Here is a 24,622-nt window from a genome sequence, read left to right as displayed (position 1 = left end):
AATGAAGAAAGGTAAAAATATACTGATAATTGTTACGTTTCTGTTTTATATTTTATTCATACTCATAGGGACCATAATTGTTAAAGACAGAGATTATTCCGATAATGAAAATAGAGTTTTAAAGCAATATCCGGATGCAAGCGCAGAAAATATTGTGAGCGGACAGTACATGAAAGATTTCGAGGATTACATGGCCGATCAGATTATTTTAAAAGATGACTATGTAAAGCTCCATAATGACATGGTGAGAATGTCAGGACAGAAATTCGAACACGGAATCTTTTTCGGAAAAGACGGATATATAATTCAGGATTATGTATATGATGAAGAAGTTCTTGGACAGAATATAAAATTCATCAATCAGTTTAAAGAAGAATATAAAAATGTTGATATAACAATGCTCGTTATTCCGACAGCAGCTTATATACTGAAAGATAAACTTCCGGCTAATTGTCCTGTAGACGATCAGGGACAAGCTCTTAAGTTTGTTCATGACAATCTTGATAAAGATATTAGGATTGCTGACGTAACAGAAGAACTTCAGAAGGCTAAAGATGAATATATTTTCTATAAAACAGATCACCACTGGACTGAATACGGTGCATATCTTGGATATAAATGCCTTGCTGAGAAACTTGGACTTAAAGTTCATGACAGATCTGAATATTCATATAAAAACGCCGGCAAGGAATTCTTTGGTACGCTTTATTCGAAAGCGCCAAATCATTTTGCGGAAGGCGACACAGTAACTATATTCATGCATGATGGTGGAGAATATAATGTTGAATATCTCGATGAGGGATGGTCAGAAAATTCACTTTTCCATGTAAGCAATCTTTCAATAAAGGATAAATATACAGTTTATCTTGATGGTAATCATGCACTTATAAGGATAACTAGTAATGCGCCGGATAAAGAACCTATAATTGTTGTAAAGGATTCATATGCGCATTCGCTTCTTCCATATCTTGCTGACAATTACGGTGATATTTATGTAGTTGATCTCAGATATTATCATGACAGTGTTTCAATGCTCATGGAAGAAAAAGAAATCAAGAAAGTAATTCTAATAAATAATATTGATTTTCTTACTACCGAAAAATATTACAAGATGTTTTATTAGAAATATATAAAGTATTATTTTATACCAGAAAGGCTATATTTATGGATCTTAAAGAAGTAAGAGTTGAGATTGATAAAGTTGATAATGAGATCAAAAGACTCTTTGAAAAAAGAATGATACTGGCTGACAATGTCGCCAGAGTAAAAGCCGAAACCGGAGATTCTATATTTAAACCTGAAAGAGAAGTTGAGATAATAAATAAACTTACTAGGGATATAGAGCCTCAGATTGAAAAAGAATATACAGCTTTCATTAAAAAGATAATGGAAGTAAGCCGTAAATATCAGTACGGTAAAACACTTACAATGACGGATCCTTTGAAAATTGATTTTAAGACAGGACCTGTTGAAAGAAGTGAATATCATGTTATTGGCGAAGAAAAAGATATTTGCAGGAAAGCATATGACTACGAAATGATTTCGGAAGAAAGCTTTGATGATATTGCAAAAGTTATCTTAAATAACCCTAATACTGCCGGTATCGGAGTAATGGAAGATCTGGGAATCGGTGTGTCGGATAGATTACATACGATGCTGATAAATAATGATATTTATATTAATTCATGCAAGATAGTGGTTGACAATAATGTTCGTAAGAAGGTCGTAACTTTCTCAAAAGACCTTATTGTGACGGAGGGAGATAACAGACTTAAACTCATGTTTGTGTGTCCTAACAGAAGCGGAAGTCTTGCATCAATCTTATCAATGATTGCTGATTATGATATCAATCTGACAGAGATTCATTCGGTTCCTGACAGGAGCGAAATTTGGAATTATTTCTTCATGATTGAGCTCGATGCGGCGTTTACAGAAGAGTCTACTAAGGCTTTGATATACCAGCTTATGAATGAAACAGAAGCTTTCAGATTGCTCGGAAGTTACAAATGTTAGTAGATTTTACGCAATTTTTGTTGAAATTTTAATATTGAAACTATTTAAAAATATGATATAATTTTATTAGAAATTTATGTATGGAGGGTATACAGCCATGATTCAACCAGTCGACATAAGATCACAAACATTTAAAAAAGGCCTTTTTGGATATAATAAGGTGGATGTTGATTCATTCAAGGATACAGTATATAAAGCCTACGAAGATGCAATTAAAGAAAATACTAAACTTTCTGAGGAGGTTGAAAAGCTTAAGAAAACAGTTGAAGACTCGAGACTTAAGATTTTCGATTTAGAGAAGAAAGCAAATAGTGGAAGTGGCGCTGACGAAGCTAAAGCAAAGAAGATTATTGAAGAAGCTCAGAAGTCAGCTGCAGAGATACTCGCAAGAGCTAAAGCTGAAGGAGATAGAATTGTTAGCGCAGCAGGTGGTGCTGCAGGTACAGCTGCTAAGGCTGAGGCTCCTAAGACAGAAGTAAAGCCTGATCAGAGCAGTGAAGATAAGAGATCAGCTGCATCTAAGTTCTTTGAAGAAGAGAAAGATAAGATGGCAGATCTTTTCGGAGCTGATGATGATGAAGTATTCGTTGGTGAGATTGAAGACAACAGAAAGCCTTCAAAGGTCATGATAGGCGATGGCGAAGAAGAGGAAGATGCAGATTTCGAATTCCTGTAAAAAATATCGCGGTAAAGGTGCTGCTAGTTGTAGCACCTTTTTTATATAATCTGAATCTATATATTTTGCCTGAAAGGTTTTACTATGATAGCTTTTGTAAAAGGAAGACTCGATACTGTTGACAGTTCATCGATCATCATTGATCAAAATGGAATCGGTTATGAGATAACAGTATCTTCCAATGTTATAAAAAGATTACCTGATATCGGGAATGAGGTAAAAATCTATACATATCTTCACGTTCGTGAGGATGCAATGACTCTGTTCGGATTCAATGATATTCGTGAGAAAGACGCATTTATTAGTCTTATCGGTATTAGCGGTATCGGTCCGAAGGGAGCAATCTCTATACTTTCAGAACTTACTGTTGATGAATTATATATGGCTATTCTTTCAAAGGATACTAAGGCTATTAGTAAGGCTAGCGGTATAGGGGCTAAAACTGCGGAAAGAGTAATTATAGATCTTAGAGATAAGGTTAATATTGAGGATATGTCTGCAGGGGATGTTTCATTTATGGATGAAGATAATGTTCATAATGAAATTTCTGATGCGGCTTCGGCACTTACTTCACTTGGATATTCAAAATTTGATGCTATGAAAGCAATCAATAGAATTGAAGGTAAGGAAAATATGTCAGCCGATAAGCTTATTAAAGCGGCATTAAAATATTTGTTTTAACAGGATATCTGTATAATGGAAAAGAAGAGAATTATCACAACTGAAATAATACCTGAAGAGGATTATGTTGAAAAAGGACTTCGTCCTAAGAGTTTAAGAGAATATATCGGACAGGAAAAAGTTAAGCAGAATCTGAAGGTTTTTATTGAGGCTGCAAAAAAAAGAAAAGAAAATCTTGATCACGTTCTGTTATATGGACCTCCGGGACTTGGAAAAACAACTCTTGCAAATATTGTTGCAGAGGAAATGGGTGTAAGTATCAAGATCACATCAGGTCCGGCTATAGAAAAACCGGGTGAATTAGCTGCTATACTCAATAATCTCTCAGAAAATGATGTTTTATTTATTGATGAGATTCATAGACTGAATCGTCAGGTTGAAGAAGTTTTATATCCGGCGATGGAGGATTTTGCTATAGATATAGTAATTGGTAAAGGTCAGGGAGCAAGGTCCATAAGACTTGATCTTCCTAAATTTACTCTTATTGGTGCAACTACAAGAGCGGGTATGCTTTCTGCGCCTCTCCGTGACAGATTCGGAGTTGTAAGCAGACTCGAATTCTATAATGTAAGTGAGCTTATGCAGATCATAATCAGATCGGCAAAAGTTCTTGGCATAGAAATCGATGAAGAAGGTGCATTTGAACTTGCAAGAAGATCCAGAGGAACACCAAGAATTGCTAACAGACTTCTCAGAAGAGTAAGAGATTTTGCAGAGGTTGAAAGAAAGAATAATATAGATTATAATATGGCGAAGGATGCCCTTGATAAACTTGATGTTGATTCAGCAGGGCTTGATGATACAGATCGTAATATTATTACTACGATTATTGAAAAGTTCGGTGGCGGACCGGTTGGCGTGGATACTTTGGCAGCTGCCATAGGTGAAGATTCTGGTACTATCGAAGAGGTTTATGAACCATACCTCATAAAAAATGGTTTCATTAATCGAACCGGTCGCGGAAGAGTTGTGACTGATTTATGCTATGATCATTTTGGGCTTGTCAATCCGGCTGCGCAGTGATATTTATAAAGCTTATATGAAAAGGAGAAGGGAATGGCACAGAAAATTGATATTCCAGTTGTTATCAACGGTAAGGTATATACACTTAGCGGATTTGAAGGTGAGGATTATCTTCAGAATGTTGCCAGCTATATAAATGGTAAAATATCAGAATGCAAAACTTCTGAACAGTATCGTAGAATGAATACTGAATATCAGGGTATACTTCTTGCTCTGAACATAGCAGATGATTATTTTAAAGCAAAGAAAATTGCTGATGAAGTTGTTAAAGATGATTCAGAGAAAGAAAAGCAGCTTTATGATTTAAGACATGAGGTTATTGAAGCTCAGATCAAACATGAGGCAAGTCTTAAACTTGTTGAAGAATATAAAGAACAGATAACAGCTTTACAGCGTAAGATCGTTCAGCTTGAGGCTGAAAAGGATAGAATATATGAATAATAAAGTTGAGATTCTTGCTCCGTGCGGATCCATGGAAGCATTTAAAGCGGCAATAAATGCCGGTGCTGATGCTTGCTATCTTGCAGGAAGAAGATTTGGAGCAAGAGCTTATGCAGATAATTTCGATCAGAATGAACTCTGCTATGTAATAGATAAAGCTCATTTAAAGGGTGTTAAAGTTTATATGACTGTTAACACCCTTTTAAAAAATGTAGAAATAAACAGTTTATATTGTTATTTGAAGCCTATGTATGAAGCAGGACTTGATGCAGTCATTCTTCAGGATATGGGTGCTTTTTCTGTTGTTAAGGAACTTTTTCCGGAACTCCCTATACATGCCAGTACACAAATGAATATCTGCTCATCTAACGGAGCGGCTCTTCTTAAAGAACTTGGGGCTTCAAGAGTTATTCCTGCCAGGGAACTTACTCTCGATGAGATAAGAAGTATTAAAGAAAAGGTTGATGTGGAGATAGAGACCTTTGTTCATGGTGCTATGTGTTATTCATATAGTGGAAGATGCCTTCTCAGCAGTATGATCGGTGACAGAAGCGGAAATAGAGGACGATGTGCTCAGCCGTGCAGAAAGAAATATAATGGCAAATATCTTATGTCCATGAAGGATATGTGCACTTTAAATCTTGTACCTGAGATAATTAAAGCAGGGGTTGATTCCCTTAAGATTGAAGGTAGGATGAAGGGTGAATATTATACCGCTGCCGTTGTTTCGGCTTATAAGGAAGTAGCAAATGATTATTATAACGGCTGCTTCAGCGAAAAGAAATGCATGAGACTCACCGAAAGGCTTGCTGATGTATTTAACAGAGGTGGTTTTGTCAGCGGATATTATTATCCGAGTGATGATATGATCGATACTGAAAGTCCGGGCCATAAAGGTGTACTTGTGGGTAAAGTGACATCAGCCGGTCATGGAAAAGTTAATATAAAGACTTCAAAAAGCATCAATAAGAAAGATGTTCTCCTTATAAAGACCAAGGATAAGATTGCTATCGAATTAACATCTGATAAGGCTGTTGATGCATATAAAAATATAGAATTAAACAGTCCGAAGTCCGGAACCATTCTTCTTGATTCGGAAGTATATCGAAAGATAAATAATAAGATAATGACTGATCTTAAAAATGACATACTGAACAATGATAAGCTTATGCCTATTAAGATCAATGCATTTATTAAAGCCGGTGAAAAACTGCGAATGGAGATAGTTTTAGATAATATTACAGCCACAGCTATCGGCGGAGTAGTGGAAGAGGCTAAATCAATTCCTGTGGATACTGAGATCATAAGAGATAAGATAACAGCTCTCGGTGATTCAGGATATTATCCGGAAGAAGTCGGTATTTTTAATGATAATAAAAGTTTTGTCAGCTTTTCGGAACTGAAAAGTCTTCGAAGAAAACTTATAAGTCTTCTTGAAGAAAGAGTTCTTAGTGATCACAGAAGAACTGCAAGGCAGAGAAATTTTGATAATATCAAAAAAGATAATCATGAAAAAAATGAGATTAAAGAGAAATATATTCATTTTTCGGTAGAGAATGAAGATATTGCATCTAAGCTTCTTGAGGTTTTAAGTATTTCAAAAAATGATAAAGTAAAATATCTTGTCAGTTTGGATGTTGATTGCTTTACCATAAATAGATTATGTGAACTAGCAAAAGATTTTTCATTTTTTTCGCAGGTTGCCGCTGCATTTCCTTACATTCATAGAGAACAGGATAACAACTTTTATGATGAATTGTTAAATGATAAATCTTTTGATGATTTATTTGATACATTTTACGTAAGGAATATAGATGATATTTCATTACTGCGAACATTTAACAAAAAAATCATACTCGCATCATCATTATATTGTTATAATGATAAAGCTGTTGGCTTTTTTAATAAGCTGATCGGGGGCAGTGATAAAGATAAGATAATTGAAATGTCTCATGAGCTTAGTATTGATGAGAATAATGATATTTCGCTTGCAGAAAATATTTCCGGTGAGATTTATGCTTATGGCCATGAAACCCTTATGCTTACGGCTCAGGATCCGGGAGGCCGAAATTATCTTTTAAAAGATGAACGTAATGGAATATTTAAATTTATAAAAAATAATAATTTATGTTATAATAGGATTCTTGATAATAGGTTGACTGTTTTAGACAGTGCTTTATCGGGATTTATAACTGATAAAAGATATGCATATCTTAAGGTGGATCTTCTGGATGAATCCATCGCTGAGATAAATTCTATCATAGATCAAATTGTGAATCCTGATAACGGAAATGAACTTCTTGTAAAAAATAGAAAAAAACTTATTTTAACCGAAGGACATTATAATAGTTCTATATTATAATTATATACCTGTACATATATAAGATTTTACTGAGAATATTATAACTGACTTCGGAATACAGCATTTGTGTGGGACAACAAAGATGAGTAGAATATTTTCAATCGTAACTAAATACTTGACTCTCATATTTATGGCATTATATACGATGAAATGCTTTTCATATTTTGTAGCCAAAACTACAAAGAAAAGGAATTCTATTGTTAACAGACAGGTATTTTATATATTTGCGATACACCTTATGTGTTATGCCAAGCTTTTCATTTGGAGACAAAATGTAAAATTCCTGATAATTTATGGCGTTTCTATTGTTTCCAGCATTTTATATATGCTGATATTTGCTAAGGTTTATAAAAACGTTTCGAGACTTCTTATCAATAATATGCTTTTCCTGCTTTTGATAGGATATATAATGCTTACGAGAATAGAAGTATCGATGGCGATAAAACAGCTTATTATGGGAACGATTGCACTGGTATTTACTTCATTTATACCTGCAATAATGAGAAAAATGAAGGAAATGAAGAATTGGACAGTATTTTTTGGTGTCGCAGGTATTTTCCTTCTTATGACTGTATTTATTCCGGGGCTTGGACTTAGTATCTATGGTTCGAGAAACTGGATACATATCGGTAGATTCACGGCTCAGCCGATGGAATTCGTTAAAATTCTATTTGTATTCTTTGTTGCCAGCAGTCTTTATAAGGCAAAGACAATGAAGGAGATTATAATAAATGGTATAATCTCAGTCGTCTTCATGCTTATTCTTATTTTAGAAAAAGACTTTGGTGCAATGATTATTTTCTATCTTTGCTATATATCCATGGTTTATCTTGCAACCTCAAGGTCAAGATTTTTATACGGCGGTATTATACTTGCTGTTGCAGCCGTGATCATTGGATATGTTCTCTTTAAAAATACATCTCTTTTTGATCATGTAATGATAAGATATAATGCCTGGAAAAATCCGTTTAAGGACATCTATGGCGGCGGATATCAGATGAGTGAATCACTTTTTGCCATCGGTACAGGAGGATTTATCGGATCCGGACTGGGTGATGGACTTCCGGGATATATTCCTGTTGTTGAAAGTGACTTCATTTTCTCAGCTATTTGTGAAGAGCTTGGTGTAGTATTCGGTCTTGCGCTTATACTTATTTATCTCAGTTCATTTATTGCAATGTGTAATATTTCCATGAAATGCAGAAGTCCGTTCCATAAATATATGTCATTCGGATTTGCTATTTGTATGGTATTACAGGTATTTTTAAATATCGGAGGAGTAACGAAGTTTGTTCCTTCAACAGGTGTAACATTGCCGCTTATAAGTAACGGAATGAGTTCAGTATTCAGTACGCTTATAATGTTTGCATTAGTACAATATACTAATATTTTAGTTTATGAAGAGGCAGATCATGTCGAAAAAGAAAAACAACGAATCCTTGAATCAGCCGAAGAAGGAAATTAGTATTGATTCCTTCATGAAGCATGAAGAGGATGTAAAAGCAAAACTTAAGAGAAAAAATCGTCCTATAGTGGTCATGACATATATAATGGCAGTTCTTTTCTTGGCGCTTTTCGGCCATATCATCTTCTATATGATACATGATTCAAAGAAAGTAATTGCAAATGCCAATAATAAAAGGCAGGATTATCTTTCAAAATATGTTATTAGAGGAAATATAGAATCTATAGACGGAACTGTACTTGCCAGAACCGATGTTGATGAAGATGGAAATGAATCCAGATATTATCCGGAAGGTAGCGAATATGCTCATGTTGTAGGATATAATGAGTACGGAAGATCGGGAGTTGAACTTGATTATAATTTCGAACTTCTTACATCTAACGACAATATTGTAAGTAAGCTTCAGCAGGATTTTAAAGAAAAGAAAAATCCGGGAGATACAGTTGTACTGACAATAGATTCAAGACTTCAGGATGCAGCTTATTATGCATTGGGAGATTGTTCGGGTGCAGCTATTGTAATTGAACCTGACACAGGAAAGATTCTTGCTATGATTTCAAAACCTTCGTTTGATCCAAATGAGATTAATGAGGTTTGGGATTATATTCATTCTGATGAGGGTAAGGACAGTACCATAATGCTGAACCGTGTAACCAATGGACTTTATGCTCCGGGTTCAACATTTAAGATCGTAACAGCGCTTGAATATATGCGTGAAAACCCGAATTATGAGGATTATGAATTTGAATGCGAGGGAACAACTGTTGTAAACGGTGTTGAGATAAGTTGTGCAAATGATAATGTACATGGCACAGTTACTCTTGCGGATTCAATTGCTTATTCATGTAATACAAGTTTCAGTAATATTGGCTCTAAGCTGGATAAGGGTTCATACAGAAAAACCGCTGAAGAGCTTTTATTCAATAAAGAACTTCCATATGATGGTAGTTATGAAAAATCATCATTTATTATAAATGAGCAGTCGAGTTCTTCTTCGATTCCACAGACAGCCATAGGACAGGGCGATACAAATATTACTCCGCTTCATAATGCGATGATCATGTGTGGTATTGCCAATGGTGGACTTGTTAAGAAACCATATGTGGTGGATTCTATAAAAAATGTCAGCGGAATCCAGGTTAAGAAATATAAAAGTAAGGATTCTGTTAAGATCATGTCTTCAGACGAGGCTAAAAACCTTACCGAAATGCTTAAAGGTGTATGTGAATACGGAACTGCTTCATCATATTTTGAATATTCCGATTATACTGTAGCAGGTAAGACCGGTACAGCCGAATATGATAATGAAGGTAATTGCAATTCCTGGTTTGTGGGATATTCGAATATTGAGAGACCTGATATTGTTGTAAGTGTCATTGTTGAAGATTATACAACCAATCAGACTTCAGGTTCATATGTAGCAAAGCAGATTTTTGATGCTTATTATGAATATCATGAAAAATAAATAAAGACACCGCAAAGTTAATAAATTCCTTGAAAATTGCCATTTATACTGCTATACTTTATTCATGTTTTGAAACACACTCATCGGATTAAAAGTCCGAAACAGGAGGTTTTGCAATGATAGAAGCAACAAGCTGTGGTGGTGTGGTAATCTATAGAGGAAAAATATTATTACTTTACAAGAATTACAGAAACAAATATGAAGGTTGGGTACTTCCAAAGGGAACGGTTGAGAAGGACGAAGAGTATAGTGAGACCGCTCTGAGAGAAGTTAAGGAAGAAACAGGTGTTACAGCCCAGATAATTAAGTATGTAGGAAAGAGCAATTATACATTTAATACTTCATATGATGTGGTGAATAAGGATGTTCACTGGTATCTGATGCAGGCTGACAGCTACTATAGTAAGCCACAGAGGGAAGAATATTTTTTGGACTCAGGTTATTACAAGTATCATGAGGCGTATCATTTATTAAAGTTTCCTAATGAGAAGCAGATTCTTGAACAGGCATACAATGAATATACTGTTATGAAGCAGGCTAATCTTTGGGGAAGTAAAAAATATTTTTAAAAAAATGACCTGATTATTCAGGTCCATTTTTATTATAGTTGGAGTTATGAGTATTTATGAGTAAGAATAAGAACAGTAGGGAGAAGATGGCTGAAGAAATCATGAAGAAGGTTTCTGAAAGGTCATCAAGAGCTATAAATAATGACGAACTTGACAGTTATCTCAGTAATAAAAAGAATTTTGAAACTGAGAAGCTAACAGGTGATAAGAGAACAGATGAGAGAATGAAACTTGATTCGGAAATCGATAAGATTCTGAATGATATGTCACAACCGACAGAAACATCGACAGAGAAGAATAAAAAGCTTGCCGAAAAGATGGCTAAAGAAGCTAAATTATCCAAGAAGAAGAGTAAGAATAAGATTTATAATATACTTATCGCACTCTTTGCTGCTGTATTTCTTTTCTCAGCTGGATATATCGGTTTATATTATTACAGAACATATAAAAATGAAAAAAGATTTGCAAAAGTACGTGGTATGGTCGTTGATGTAAATGATTCGGATCTGCCGGAGGATGCAATTGTGGAAGAAGATAAGGAAAAGGCTGAGAAAAAGCTTTTTGCTTTCGTAAATGGTGTGAAAGTCCAGTATAAATATAAAAATATCTTTGATAAGAATAATGATTTCATTGGATGGCTTAAGATTCCGGGAACCAATATCGACTATCCGGTAATGTATACTCCGGAAGATGAAGAATATTATCTCAGAAGGGACTTCAATAAGGATTACAGTATAGCCGGAACATTATTCGTTTCAGCCCATAGTACGGTTGAAAATCCTTCAGACAATATAATCATTTACGGACATCATATGAAGACCAAGACAATGTTCCGTGAGTTGGTTGATTATGAAGATGAGGATTTTTACAAATCCCACAAATATATAAATTTTAATACTATTTTCAGTGATAACAAATATGAGGTCATAGCTGCATTTAAAACAAATATTAAAGCTAAAGATGATACAAGCTTTAAGTATTACAAGTTTTTCAATGCTGCGAGTAAAGAAGAGTTTGATGAATATGTATCAAATGTAAAGAGCCTTACACCTTATAATATTCCTGTGACAGCCGAATATGGTGATAAACTTATTACTTTATCTACATGTTCATATCACACAGATGACGGTAGATTTGTGGTTGTTGCAAAGAGGATAGAAGACTGATAAAAGCAAGAAAAAAAACACGTAAAAACGTGTTTTTTCTTGTTAATTGGCATCATATATGATACACTGTGTTAGGTATTTGAAGTGCCGGCAGTGGGACTTGAACCCACACGCGGTTACCCGCAACAGATTTTGAGTCTGCATCGTCTGCCATTCCGACATGCCGGCTTGTTTGCAACAATGGAATCTTAACATAGCCATAGTGGTTATGTCAATTTAATTATTACTTAGATGGAGGTCATTTAAATGAAAATTCTTGTTTCAGGAGGAACCGGTTACATTGGTTCTCATACAGTAGTAGAGTTAATTAATAACGGTCATGAAGTTGTAATTTTTGATAATTTATATAATTCAAAAATTGAAGTATTGGACAAGATTCAGGAGATAACAGGTAAATCTGTAAAGTTTTATGAAGCAGATATGCTTAAACCTGAAAGCATGAAGGTTATATTTGAAGAAAATAAATTCGATGCTGTTATTCATTTTGCAGGACTTAAGGCTGTAGGCGAGTCAGTCAAAAAGCCGCTTATGTATTATGAAAATAATATTGCCGGAACACTTAATCTCTGCAAACTCATGAATGAATATGGATGTAAGAGAATCATATTCTCTTCTTCAGCTACAGTATATGGAGACCCTGCCTTCATTCCTATAACAGAAGAGTGTCCAAAGGGTATCTGCACAAATCCATATGGCTGGACAAAGCATATGATCGAGCAGATTCTTACAGACTTTTACACAGCTGATAATGAGTGGAGCGTAATACTTCTCAGATATTTCAATCCTATCGGAGCTCACGAAAGCGGACTCCTTGGTGAAGTTCCAAACGGCATTCCAAATAATCTTATGCCATACATCATGCAGGTTGCATCAGGAAAACTTCCTGAACTTGGTGTGTTCGGAAATGATTATGATACTCCTGACGGAACAGGTGTAAGAGATTATATCCATGTAGTTGATCTTGCTAAAGGACATGTTAATTCAGTAGATAAGGTTATGTCAGGAACAGGAGTAAATATCTATAATCTTGGTACAGGTATCGGATATAGTGTTCTTGATATCGTTAAGACTTTCGAAAAGGTAAATGATATAAAGATTCCATACAGTATAAAGCCAAGAAGAGCAGGAGATATTGCTATGTGTTATGCAAATCCTGCAAAGGCTTACAAAGAGCTCGGATGGAAGGCTGAATTTGATCTTACAAGAATGTGTAAGGATTCATGGAATTTTGCTCAGAAATATTATTCTGAAGACTAACTCTTTGGGCAATATATTTTGATTTGAATGCGATTTATTAGTGCGGAGTAATTATGATAAACGATGAAGATACAGAGGTAATTAAAGAAACAAAGATAAAACAAAGCAAAGCTTCATTTATCTTGATTCATGTTATGTCTTCGATAGTACTTATCATAATTGCTCTGCTTTTTATTTCACTGATCACATCGAAAAAAGGTGAGTATCGTGAAAAAGGAATAAAAGCTTATCAAGTTGGCGATTACGAAGAAGCTATCAGATATTTTGATAAGTCATTAAATGAAAAGCAGCTTTTTTCCAAAAAGATGGATCTTGATACAAGAATGTATCTTGGATCGGCTGATATTAAGACCGGGAGATATAAAGATGCTATTTTCAATTTCAATAAGCTAAAGGAAAATAATGACGGGAGCATAAATTCCAACAAGATTGAGGAATATCTTCAGCTTTCGATTGCGATGGATGGATATGATTCAAGGGATGCGGAACTTAATATTCCGGCATTGGAAAAAAGTTTAAAAGAAGGAAATATGTCAGTAAGGCTTCTTCTGGCAGGAAGTTATTATAAAGCCGGTTATTATGATGAAATGCTGTCTATTTATAATGATTATATAAAGGATGAGGGGCTCAGCTACTATGTTGCCTACCAGCTTTCGTCTTATTACATCGAGGCCGGTGATTATGAAACTGCAAATAAATATATAGAGGATGGACTTAAGATAAAGGATGATGATAATGTCATGAAGTCCAAACTTTTATATAACAAAGTTGTATATTATGAATCCTTTAAGGATTACGAGAAGGCACTTTCACTGATGACTTCAATCTATGAAAGTGAGCCGAACAATAAAGAATTTGAGAATGAATATAATTATCTGTTCACCAGGATCAATATGGATCCGGAACCTGTGATAAAAGAGGACGTTGATTGATGAAACTGCCATCAGCATTTGAAAATAATATGATAAAAATGATAGGCGAAGAGGATTTCGAATTATATAAAGAAGCTCTCGCCAAAACGGTAAGGCATGCATTAAGAGTAAATACCGGTAAGATTTCCGTAGAAGATTTTATAAAAATCTGTCCTGCGGAGTTAACTCCTGTTCCTTGGTGCAAAAATGGATTTTATTATGATGAGAATGTATTTCAGGCTTCTAAACATCCATATTATTATGCCGGTTTATATTACCTTCAGGAACCAAGCGCCATGCTTCCTGCAGCCACATTACCTGTGGATGAGGGAGATAAGGTCCTTGATATATGCGCGGCTCCGGGTGGAAAATCAACTGAATTATTGCAGAAGATAAATAATAAAGGATTCCTGGTTACAAATGATATCAGTGCTTCAAGAGCAAAAGCTCTGGTAAAAAATATTGAGGTATTTGGCGGTAAAAATATTCTTATTACATGCGAAACACCTGACAGATTAGCCGAATATTTTACAGAATATTTTGATAAAATACTTATCGATGCTCCATGTTCAGGTGAAGGAATGTTCCGTAAAAAGAATAGCATGATTACTGCCTGGTCGGAAGAACGTCCGGCTGAGTTTGCTGCCATCCAAAGAAGTATCCTTAAAGAAGCTGTTAAGATGCTTAAACCGGGAGGGATGTTACTTTATTCAACATGTACATTTTCGCCTCTTGAAGATGAAGACAGTGTCGGATATCTGCTTTCATTATGCAGTGAACTTTCGCTTGTACCGATTGAAAAGCATGATGGATTTGTGCCGGGTAATAATGACTGGTCTGTATATGAAACAGATGGCATAGATAGAACTATGCATCTTTTCCCTCATAAAGTTGAAGGAGAAGGTCATTACGTTGCACTTCTCAAAAGAGAATCAAATGATGATTATAAACCTTCGGTTTCTCTTTACATGCCGGAAAAGACAAAGATAAATGAAGAAACTGCTGAATTTATGTCTCATGTAAAAATGGACTTTGATACAAGAAGATTTGAACAGCTGGGTGATAAATTATTTTATATTCCTGATGGCTGTCCGAATTGTAAAGGATTAAGAATACTTCGAAGAGGTATGTTCCTTGGCGAGATTAAGAAAAAGAGATTCGAACCGAGTCAGGCTTTTTCAATAATGCTTACTCCTGACACATTTGATACTGTTCTTGATCTTAAAAATGATGATATTCGTGTATCAAAATACTTACGAGGCGAGACTATCGATTATGATGATACCGAATTAAAAGTAACAGGAAAGCAGAAAAATACAAACAGATATGTGCTTATATGTGTTGACGGATTTTCGCTTGGATTCGGAAAACTTTCGAATGGAAGCATTAAAAATAAATACCTTCCGGGATGGAGAATGATGTCATGAGTAGTAACGGCAGTACTAGCAACAATAAAAGTATAAGAAATAATAGCATAAGCAATATAATCAAAAATAGTCAAATATATAACGATATTAATACAGAGAATATTGATGACAATAACAATACTGAAAATATTGAATTAGGTAACGATAACAACACTGGGAATATCAAAAGAAACAAAGATAATAACAACAGGAACACAAGCAGTAGTAGTGATGATAACAGTGGTTACAGTGGAAGCACAGACGGTGATAACAATAGTGAATCCGGTGGCAAAAAGAAAATAGAAAAAGGTGATTATGGTTATGCAAGAAAATACAAAAATAAAAGAATCATAATAACACTGCTTTGTTTTGCATGTATCATGGCAGATATTCTGATAGGGCTTATAGCTTTTCAGTCAAGAAAGACATTATTTACTGTTGTGGCCTGCGTAATGTCATTACCATTTGCCAAGAATTTAATTGGATATTTAATGGTTGTTGGATTTAAGCCTCTTTCAAAGAGTGATTATGAAAAAGTTAAGACATTTGCGGATGAGAAAAAAATCACGATGTGTTATGATATTTCTGCTTCGGATTCGCAGAAAATGCTTTTCTATCCATGTGTTGCAATTGCCGGAAATAATGTAACTGCATTGATTAATCCTATGAAGGGTGAATCAATATCTGAAGAATCAGGTTCAAAGAATGCAGCAAGAAAAGATGGCGCTCATATGGAATTTTATAAAAAGTATGAGAAATGTCTTTCGCAGATAAATGATAACGAAAAGAACAAAGTTCAGATAAATATTGTTTCGAACATTGGAGAATTTAAAAATGCTATGAAACGTCTTTCTTCAGAAAATCATGAAAAATCAGATGCTAAGAAGAAAGATGAAAAGAAAATAAAGAATAAACTTCTTGTTATTGGAGTGTAGAAGATTGCAGGAAATAATTATTAATAGTTCGAATGAAGGACAAAAACTTAAAAAGATCTGTTTTAGAATATTAAAAGAAGCTCCACAGTCTTTTACTTACAAAATGCTCAGAAAGAAAAATATCACTCTGAATGGTAAAAAGGCAACGGGAGAAGAAGTGCTGAAAAACGGAGATAGCATTAAATTTTTTCTTTCAGATGAAACATTTTCCAAATTTTCACCTGATTATAAGATAGCTTCAAACCAAACAGTTTCTGATAATAGACAAAGTGCTAATGTAATGAATCAACGTGATTCTGAGAATCGAGGATATTTCGGTGATCAAGTAAGCTCCGAAGATTATAGTTTGAGTGATAGTTTGGATATTTTATATGAGGATAACGATATAGCTATATTAAATAAAGGCTATGGTATTTTATCTCAGAAAGCCGGAGTTGATGATATTTCGATAAATGAATTATTTGTTGAATATCTTATTAAAAATGGTAAATATGATAAGAATGATCAAACGTATAAACCTTCTGTTTGTAACCGGTTGGACAGAAATACAACGGGAATTATACTTGCCGGAAAGTCCATGAAAGGATTGCAATTCTTATCAAAGCATATAAAAGATAAAAGTATAGACAAATATTACTATACAATAGTGAATGGCAAAATGGATAAAGAGTATGATATTGAATCTTTTCTTAAAAAGAATCATCAGAACAATACTGTTGAGATAATCAATACAACTCTTTATAAGAAAAAAGGTTCACCTAAGGATTTTGATCATATCCATACAGTATTCACACCTGTGAAGAGTAATGGTGAATATACACTTATTAAAGTTAAACTGATTACAGGAAAAACTCATCAGATCAGAGCACAGCTCGCTGAAATGGGATATCCTGTTATAGGTGATTATAAATATGGCAGTAGAAAGACAAATGATATAATCAAGCAGAAATTCGGTTTAAACAGCCAGCTTCTTCATGCCAGAGAGATACATTTTTCCATGGCTTGTGAAAATTATAGTAATAAAATCTTTAAGGCGCCATTTCCTGAAAGATTTATCAGTATAGCAAAAGAGCTTGGTTTAAGTATATAAATGTATCAAATAATATAAATTAAAACATAAAAGTCAAATGGTTTAATATAAAAATATTATGTCAACATGGAATTCGAGAGGCCTGAGAGGTTCAACCCTTGAAGAGCTTATAAATAATACAAATGAATTTTATAGAAAGAAAAAGTTGGCGTTGGTTCAGAAGATTCCGACACCAATTACACCTGTTGAATTTGATTCTTCAACCAAAAGGATCACAAAGGCATTCTTTGAGAAAGATTCTACAGTCGATTATATAGGTGTTGTACAGGAGGTTCCTGTATGTTTTGATGCAAAAGAATGTAATTCGGATACTTTTTCGCTTCAAAATATTCATGAGCATCAGTACAATTTTATGAAAGAATTTGAAGAACAGGGTGGCGTTTCATTTCTGATCATCTTATTCAGTGTAAGAAATGATTTATATTATATGCCTTTTAAAGAATTAAAGTATTTCATTGAAAGAACTAAAGAAGGGCATGCAAAGAATTTTAAATATAATGAGTTAAATGATGATTATTTTTTAAAGTCCGAAGGTGGTGCTTTGGTTCATTATCTTAAAGGACTGGAAATTGATTTAAATAGTCGTTAGGAGGAAGGTAATATGTACGATTTTTACAGAGTAAGTGCTGCTGTACCTGATGTCAGAGTTGGGGATACTGACTACAATACTGATAAAATTATTGATAAGATTGAAAAAGCTGATCGCTATGAAGCTCAGATCATTGCTTTTCCTGAACTTGCGGTTACCGGATATTCATGTCAGGATCTTTTCTTTAACACTACTTTGATCAATAAGTCAAATGAAGGAATTGAAAAGATCTTACGTAGATCTGAAACTATAAGACAGGTTATCATTGTTGGAGCACCTTTCAAGATTGATAATCATCTTTTCAATGCAGCTTATGTTATATTTGCCGGAAGAATTTGCGGAATAACAATTAAAACTTATATTCCGAATTATAATGAATTTTATGAGAAGAGGTGGTTTGATTCTGCAAATGATATAAGTATTCCGGGTGAGAAATACATATATTACAAAGGTTATAAAGTACCTTACGGAAATGATATAGTTTATGATCTTAACGGTTTGAAATTTGGAGTTGAAATCTGTGAAGACCTTTGGTCACCTATTAATCCGGGTACATATTACTGCCTGGCAGGAGCAGAATTTATAGTAAATATATCTGCAAGTAATGAAGTTATTGCTAAGAGAGAATATAGAAGAAGTCTTGTTTTAAATGCTTCAGCGAGAGGGCTTTGCAATTATCTTTATGTTTCAGCAGGTTCATCTGAATCAACTCAGGATCTTATCTTCTCAGGACATAGTATGCTTGCTGAAAACGGAAGCATGTTAAATGAAAATGCAGATTTCATTGCAAATGATTATCTTATGATTGCTGATATAGATCTTGGAAAGATCAGAAGTGATAGAGTTAAGAATAAGACATTTAAAGATGCTGCTGTAATGTGCAGTTCAGTAACTAATAGTTACAGAGTGACTGATGTTATGGGCGGAAGAAAGATTAAACTTCCTGAAGCTGACGGTAAATATTATATAATCAATAAGCATCCTTTCGTTCCTTCAACAAAGACTAAGAGACTTAAGAGATGTAATGAAATATTTGATATGCAGGTTGGTGGTCTTGTTAAAAGACTTGAAGTTACCGGATGTAAGCCTGTTGTAGGTGTATCCGGTGGTATGGATTCCACACTTGCTCTTCTTGTAGCTGCTAAAGCTCTTCAGGTTATGGGTAAACCTGCAAGTGACCTTGTTGCAATAACAATGCCTGCATTTGGTACAACAGGAAGAACATATAATAATTCACTTTCTCTTATTAAGAATCTGGGAACAGAGCCGATAATTATTGATATTAAAGAGGCTTGTACAATACATCTCAGAGATCTTGGGCATGATAATGAATTAAAAGATATTACATATGAGAATACCCAGGCAAGAGAAAGAACACAGATCCTTATGGATTATGCAAATATGGTAAATGGTCTTGTGGTAGGTACAGGAGATTTATCTGAACTTGCTCTTGGATGGTGCACATATAATGGTGATCAGATAAGTATGTATGGTGTAAATGGAAGTATACCAAAGACTCTGGTTAAATGGATGATAGATAGTGTAGTTGAAAATGATATATTCCCTGAGTGCACAGAAGTTCTTAAGGATATAATAGATACACCAATCAGTCCTGAATTACTTCCGCCTGATGAGAATGGCAATATTGCCCAGAAGACGGAAGAAAGTGTAGGACCTTATGAGTTACATGATTTCTTCCTGTATTACATGATGCGTTTTGGATATTCTCCATCAAAGATTTTCTTACTTGCAGGAAGGGCATTCGATGGTGATTACTCTAAAGAAGAAATCTTAAAATGGATGAAATTATTCTACAGGAGATTTTTCTCTCAGCAGTACAAGAGAAGCTGCATGCCTGACTCCGTAAAGGTTGGTAGTGTTGCTTTATCACCGAGGGGAGATTTACGTATGCCAAGTGATGCAACTTCAGCTATCTGGCTTAATGAGATTGAAAAACTTAATTAGAATTTATTTGAATTGAGGAATAACCAGTGATTCACCATAATTGATGGTATCGCTTGAAAGGGAGTTGATCTGCTTAACTTCCATAATGAAATCTTTGTAATCGATTCCCGGAGCAGCATATTCTTCAGCGATGGACCATAATGAATCACCATCCTCAATTCGAATACTTGTATAATATTTCTCTTTGGTTGAAGAGGCTTCAACTTTTGAGTTTTTTCCATTGATACCAAAGAGTACAACACATGATAAAACAGAGAACATAACTAATACTAAAACAAATCTATTACTTTTCATATTGAATCCTCCAATCCGAACAACTGTTCTATATGTGATTATAATACAGTACGCATGTTCGATTGTCAATAAGAAAATCGAAAATATGTTCTATTTTTTGAAACAGGAGTAATTTAATGGATATACTTGATAACAGCAATTTACCGGATATTTCAGCATTTTCTTTTATTCCTACTGATGAACCGGCCAGACAGTCATATTATATGGCTTTATTAAAGAAAACTTTTGAAGAAAGACAAAATCTTATAGGAAGACCTTTAACTTATGCGGTTATAACATTTGGTTGTCAGATGAATGCACATGATTCGGAAAAACTTGAAGGTATACTGAGTTTAACAGGCCTTACAGCTTCTGATGAGGATACAGCTGATATTGTTATTTATAATACTTGTACTGTAAGAGAAAATGCCAATCAAAAGCTTTATGGACACCTCGGCCAGTTGAAAGCAAAGAAAAAGAAAAATCAGGAAATGATAATCGGTCTCTGTGGATGTATGATGCAGCAGCCTGATATTGTTGACTATATTAGGGATAAATTCAAGTTCGTTGACATAGTATTCGGTACTTTCAATGTATTTATGCTTGCTGAGCTTCTTTGCAGAAGATATTCGGATGGTAAGCAGGTTATTGAAGTGCTTAAAGAGCCTATTAAGAATTTTGAAAATAACCTTCCTGAAAAGAGAAAATATCCATTTAAAACAGGTATAAATATAATGTACGGATGCAATAATTTCTGTACATATTGTATTGTTCCTCATGTAAGAGGAAGGGAAAGAAGCCGAATTCCGGAAGATATAATAGAAGAAGCTGAACGTTTTGCGAAGGATGATGTAACGGAAGTTATGCTTCTTGGGCAGAATGTTAATTCTTACGGCGTAAATTATATGGAAGACAGTGAGATGATCAAAAATAATCCGGATTATGATTTCCCTGATCTTCTTAGAGATGTTTGTAAAGTTGACGGAATCAGACGAGTTCGTTTTATGACAAGTCATCCGAAGGATCTTTCGGATAAACTTATTGAAGTTATCAGAGATAATCCTAAGGTTTGCAGACATATTCATTTACCTATTCAGGCGGGTTCCAACAGAATCCTTAAGCTTATGAACAGGAAATATACAAAAGAAGATTATCTTTTACTTGTTGATAAGATAAAGAAGGAACTTCCGGATGTTTCGCTTACAACTGATATAATGGTTGGATTTCCGGGTGAGACTGAAGAAGATTTCCTTGAAACAGTTGATGTTGTAGATAAGGTTGGATACGATCAGGTGTTTACATTTATCTATTCAAGAAGAAGTGGTACGCCTGCTGCAGAGTGGGAGCAGGTTCCGGAAGACGTTGTTAAGGAAAGATTTAACAGACTTCTGAAAAAAGTAAGTGAAAGAGCGGCTGAAAGAGTCGGAAGATTTAAAAATACCATAAATGAAGTCCTTGTTGAAGATGTAGACAGCCATGATGAAAATATGGTTACAGGAAGAATGAGTAACAATACTATTGTTCATTTTAAAGGATGCAAGGATCTTATAGGTAAATATGTTAATGTAAAACTTACTGAGGAAAAAGGTTTTTATTATATCGGTGAAATGGTATAAATATCAGTATTTCCCTGCATTATAAAATAAACTAAAAGGTAAAAAAATGGCAGACAAACTTTCTCCAATGATGGAGCATTACTTAAAGACAAAAGAAGAATATAAAGACATGATACTTTTTTACAGACTCGGAGACTTTTATGAAATGTTCTTCGATGATGCAATACTTGTATCAAAGGAGCTTGAGCTTACTTTAACAGGTAAGGATTGCGGACTTAGTGAAAGAGCTCCTATGTGCGGAATACCGTTTCATGCCGCAGATCTTTATATAACAAAACTGGTTGATAAAGGATATAAAGTAGCTATATGTGAGCAGGTTCAGGATCCGAAACTCGCCAAAGGTCTGGTTGAAAGAAAGGTCATTAAGATTGTTACTCCCGGAACCAATATGGCTGCCGAAACCCTTGATGATGATAAAAATAATTATCTTATGTGCATTTCATACTCCGGTGAAGATTTCGGTATAGCAGTTACCGATATCTCGACCGGTGTATTTATGACTACAACTGTAAATGAAGCATCAAAAGTTGTTGATGAGATTAATAAATTCGAGCCTCGTGAGATCATATATCAGGAGGCTTTCGAAATGTCAGGAGTCGATATTCAGTTCGTTTCGGAGAAGAATAATACAATAAGCAGCGTAGCTCCTCAGCACTATTTTAATTATGATGATTCTGTAGGAATGATCAACAGACAGTTCAAGGTTTCTTCGGTGGAAGGTCTTGGACTTAAGGATTTTCCTGCATGTATAATAAGTTCCGGTGCACTTATCAGATATCTTTATGATACACAGATGAATGCTTTGGAGCAGATCAATAATGTGAATTTATATTTTTCAGATCAGTATATGCTTATTGATTCTTCAACAAGAAGAAATCTTGAACTCACTGAAACTTTACGTGATAAGAAGAGAACAGGTTCTCTTTTATGGGTGCTTGATAAGACAAAGACTGCAATGGGTGCCAGAAAACTTCGTACATTCGTTGAACAGCCTCTTCTTCGTAAAGATGATATAAATGCAAGACTTGATGCGATAGAAGCGCTTAATGATAATCTCATAAGCCGTGATGAAATGAGAGAATATCTCAGCTCTATTTACGATCTTGAAAGGCTTATGACAAGAATATCCATAAGAACAGCAAATCCAAGGGATCTTCTCAGTTTCAAAAATTCTCTGAAACTTCTTCCTTTTATAAAAAATCTTATAAATGAATTCGATTGTAAGATTTTCAAATCAATGTATGAATCATTTGATCCATTGGAAGATATATATGAAATTCTTGAAGAATCCATCGATGAAGATGCACCTATAACTATTAAAGAAGGCGGCATTTTTAAGCCGGGATATTCTGCGGCCATTGATGAATTTAAGATGATAAGAAAAAATGCCAAAGACCTCCTTGCTGCATTGGAAGATAAAGAAAGAGAAGCTACAGGCATCAAGAATCTTAAAGTTAAATATAATAAAGTATTCGGATATTATCTTGAGGTTACTAATTCATTTAAAGATAAGGTTCCGGACTACTTTATAAGAAAGCAGACCCTTGCAAATGCCGAAAGATATACAACTGATGAGTTAAATGAACTTTCTGATAAAATTCTCGGTGCTGAAGATAAATTATATGCCCTTGAATATGATGAATATGTGGAATTAAGAGAAAAGCTGGCAGCTGAAACCAAGAGAGTTCAAGAAACAGCGGATGATATAGCTTTAACTGATGCTCTTAGTTCACTTTCATTTGTTGCAGTCAGAAATAATTATGTCAGACCTGATATAAATGAAGACGGTGTTATAGATATCAAAAACGGAAGACATCCTGTGGTTGAAAATATGCTTGGTAATGATTCATTTGTTCCGAATGATACCTTCCTTGATAACACAGAGAACAGGATTGCGATCATAACAGGTCCGAATATGGCAGGTAAATCAACTTACATGAGACAGAGTGCCATAATAGTTCTCATGGCACAGATGGGTTCATTTGTACCTTGTGAATCTGCTAAAATATGTCTCTGCGACAGAATATTTACAAGAGTCGGAGCAAGCGATGACCTTGCATCCGGACAATCAACATTTATGGTTGAAATGAGTGAAGTGGCTAATATTCTTAGAAATGCTACAAGAAATTCACTTATAATCCTTGATGAGATCGGAAGAGGAACATCTACATTTGACGGGCTTGCTATAGCATGGTCTGTGGTTGAATATATCGCAGACAGTAATATTCTTGGTGCAAAAACTTTATTTGCAACGCATTATCATGAACTTACCGAACTTGAAGGCAAGCTTTCATCTGTAAATAATTACTGCATTGCCATTAAGCAGCAGGGCGACTCAATTGTATTTATAAGAAAGATTATTAAGGGCGGGACAGACAGGTCCTACGGTGTCGAAGTCGCAAAACTTGCAGGAGTTCCTGATGCTGTAATTGACAGAGCAAGGGAGATTTCGGATTTTCTTGCTGAAGAGGATCTCACAGGAAAAGTCAGAGACCTTAAAGTAAATAATTCTATTGAAAATAAAGTAAAAAATAAAAAGACGGTTAAAAATGAAGAACCGGGTCAGCTTTCATTTTTCGGAAGCAGTGAAGAGATAAGCATTGCTGCCGAATTAAAGGATATGGATCTTGATAATATGACGCCGATGAAAGCGATGCTGTATCTTCAGGAGCTTAAGAAAAGGCTTAATTCATAATAAATTTTTCGATTAAGAGCCTTT

Annotated in this window: 21 protein-coding genes and 1 tRNA gene; 20 read left to right on the top strand and 2 right to left on the bottom strand. The window is 34.7% G+C overall.

Translation table 11 applies throughout. The annotated features are described in order from the left end of the window. Position 1 precedes the first annotated feature (1 nt). The 11 genes from B5D25_RS05440 to B5D25_RS05390 all read left to right on the top strand — a co-directional run bounded on the left by B5D25_RS05440 (position 2) and on the right by B5D25_RS05390 (position 11,861). Entirely contained in the window at positions 2-1,123 is a 1,122-nt protein-coding gene (locus tag B5D25_RS05440) for a DHHW family protein (protein WP_078786930.1), read from the top strand. Between the two features lie 41 nt (positions 1,124-1,164). Further along, the gene (locus tag B5D25_RS05435; RefSeq protein ID WP_078786929.1) at positions 1,165-2,013 is read left to right on the top strand and encodes a chorismate mutase; all 849 of its coding nucleotides are present in this window, start codon (positions 1,165-1,167) and stop codon (positions 2,011-2,013) included. 97 nt (positions 2,014-2,110) lie between these two features. Further along, the gene (locus tag B5D25_RS05430; RefSeq protein WP_159444089.1) at positions 2,111-2,689 is read left to right on the top strand and encodes a DivIVA domain-containing protein; all 579 of its coding nucleotides are present in this window, start codon (positions 2,111-2,113) and stop codon (positions 2,687-2,689) included. A gap of 84 nt (positions 2,690-2,773) precedes the next feature. Further along, entirely contained in the window at positions 2,774-3,370 is a 597-nt protein-coding gene (gene ruvA / locus B5D25_RS05425) for a Holliday junction branch migration protein RuvA (protein WP_078786927.1), read from the top strand. A 15-nt stretch (positions 3,371-3,385) separates the two neighbouring features. Further along, positions 3,386-4,393 (top strand): Holliday junction branch migration DNA helicase RuvB, encoded by a 1,008-nt coding sequence (gene ruvB, locus B5D25_RS05420; RefSeq protein WP_078786926.1) that lies wholly within the window; start codon positions 3,386-3,388, stop codon positions 4,391-4,393. A 33-nt stretch (positions 4,394-4,426) separates the two neighbouring features. After that, positions 4,427-4,834: a cell division protein ZapA gene (locus B5D25_RS05415; protein ID WP_078786925.1), complete on the top strand. Its 408-nt coding sequence runs from the start codon at positions 4,427-4,429 to the stop codon at positions 4,832-4,834. Then, positions 4,827-7,196, top strand: a complete 2,370-nt coding sequence (locus tag B5D25_RS05410; protein ID WP_078786924.1) for a peptidase U32 family protein — start codon at positions 4,827-4,829, stop codon at positions 7,194-7,196. Before B5D25_RS05415 ends, B5D25_RS05410 begins: the two co-directional genes overlap by 8 nt. An 82-nt stretch (positions 7,197-7,278) precedes the next feature. After that, positions 7,279-8,661, top strand: a complete 1,383-nt coding sequence (locus tag B5D25_RS05405) for an FtsW/RodA/SpoVE family cell cycle protein (protein ID WP_078786923.1) — start codon at positions 7,279-7,281, stop codon at positions 8,659-8,661. After that, positions 8,609-10,126, top strand: a complete 1,518-nt coding sequence (locus B5D25_RS05400) for a peptidoglycan D,D-transpeptidase FtsI family protein (protein ID WP_242870169.1) — start codon at positions 8,609-8,611, stop codon at positions 10,124-10,126. The genes B5D25_RS05405 and B5D25_RS05400 overlap by 53 nt, the downstream gene beginning before the upstream one ends. Positions 10,127-10,242: 116 nt before the next feature. Further along, positions 10,243-10,695, top strand: coding sequence for an NUDIX hydrolase (locus B5D25_RS05395; RefSeq protein ID WP_078786922.1), 453 nt, complete (start codon positions 10,243-10,245; stop codon positions 10,693-10,695). A 56-nt stretch (positions 10,696-10,751) separates the two neighbouring features. Then, entirely contained in the window at positions 10,752-11,861 is a 1,110-nt protein-coding gene (locus tag B5D25_RS05390; RefSeq protein ID WP_078786921.1) for a class B sortase, read from the top strand. Between the two features lie 85 nt (positions 11,862-11,946). Here B5D25_RS05390 and B5D25_RS05385 read toward each other — a convergent pair. Next, positions 11,947-12,029, bottom strand: a tRNA-Leu gene (locus tag B5D25_RS05385). A 78-nt stretch (positions 12,030-12,107) separates the two neighbouring features. On the opposite strand from B5D25_RS05385, the gene galE reads away from it, so the two are divergent. From galE to B5D25_RS05350, 7 genes are read left to right on the top strand one after another with little or no spacing between them, the layout of a single operon-like run. Next, positions 12,108-13,118 carry a UDP-glucose 4-epimerase GalE gene (galE, locus tag B5D25_RS05380; protein WP_078786920.1) on the top strand — a complete coding sequence of 337 codons (1,011 nt, stop codon included), beginning with the start codon at positions 12,108-12,110 and terminating at the stop codon, positions 13,116-13,118. 53 nt (positions 13,119-13,171) lie between these two features. Then, positions 13,172-14,050 carry a tetratricopeptide repeat protein gene (locus B5D25_RS05375; RefSeq protein ID WP_078786919.1) on the top strand — a complete coding sequence of 293 codons (879 nt, stop codon included), beginning with the start codon at positions 13,172-13,174 and terminating at the stop codon, positions 14,048-14,050. Next, on the top strand, positions 14,050-15,456 hold the full coding sequence (locus tag B5D25_RS05370) for an RsmF rRNA methyltransferase first C-terminal domain-containing protein (protein WP_078786918.1): 1,407 nt from the start codon (positions 14,050-14,052) through the stop codon (positions 15,454-15,456). Before B5D25_RS05375 ends, B5D25_RS05370 begins: the two co-directional genes overlap by 1 nt. Continuing rightward, complete coding sequence (locus tag B5D25_RS05365; protein ID WP_078786917.1) at positions 15,453-16,370, top strand: hypothetical protein; 918 nt, start codon at positions 15,453-15,455, stop codon at positions 16,368-16,370. Before B5D25_RS05370 ends, B5D25_RS05365 begins: the two co-directional genes overlap by 4 nt. A 4-nt stretch (positions 16,371-16,374) precedes the next feature. Continuing rightward, complete coding sequence (locus B5D25_RS05360) at positions 16,375-17,460, top strand: RluA family pseudouridine synthase (protein ID WP_078786916.1); 1,086 nt, start codon at positions 16,375-16,377, stop codon at positions 17,458-17,460. Between the two features lie 58 nt (positions 17,461-17,518). Then, positions 17,519-18,049: a Holliday junction resolvase RecU gene (locus tag B5D25_RS05355; RefSeq protein WP_078786915.1), complete on the top strand. Its 531-nt coding sequence runs from the start codon at positions 17,519-17,521 to the stop codon at positions 18,047-18,049. Between the two features lie 12 nt (positions 18,050-18,061). Beyond that, positions 18,062-20,014, top strand: coding sequence for an NAD(+) synthase (locus B5D25_RS05350; protein WP_078786914.1), 1,953 nt, complete (start codon positions 18,062-18,064; stop codon positions 20,012-20,014). A gap of 3 nt (positions 20,015-20,017) precedes the next feature. Here B5D25_RS05350 and yneA read toward each other — a convergent pair whose 3' ends face one another. Next, complete coding sequence (gene yneA / locus B5D25_RS05345; protein ID WP_078786913.1) at positions 20,018-20,308, bottom strand: cell division suppressor protein YneA; 291 nt, start codon at positions 20,306-20,308, stop codon at positions 20,018-20,020. 116 nt (positions 20,309-20,424) lie between these two features. Here yneA and miaB point away from each other — a divergent pair, with 116 nt between their 5' ends. Together miaB and mutS are read left to right on the top strand one after the other, a co-directional pair. Continuing rightward, positions 20,425-21,903, top strand: coding sequence for a tRNA (N6-isopentenyl adenosine(37)-C2)-methylthiotransferase MiaB (gene miaB, locus B5D25_RS05340; RefSeq protein ID WP_078786912.1), 1,479 nt, complete (start codon positions 20,425-20,427; stop codon positions 21,901-21,903). Between the two features lie 46 nt (positions 21,904-21,949). Continuing rightward, complete coding sequence (gene mutS, locus B5D25_RS05335) at positions 21,950-24,598, top strand: DNA mismatch repair protein MutS (protein WP_078786911.1); 2,649 nt, start codon at positions 21,950-21,952, stop codon at positions 24,596-24,598. The last annotated feature ends 24 nt before the right edge of the window (positions 24,599-24,622 follow it).

The organism is Eubacterium ruminantium (assembly GCF_900167085.1).
Classification (GTDB): domain Bacteria; phylum Bacillota; class Clostridia; order Lachnospirales; family Lachnospiraceae; genus Eubacterium_Q; species Eubacterium_Q ruminantium.
This window is presented reverse-complemented; position numbering and strand designations above follow the sequence as displayed.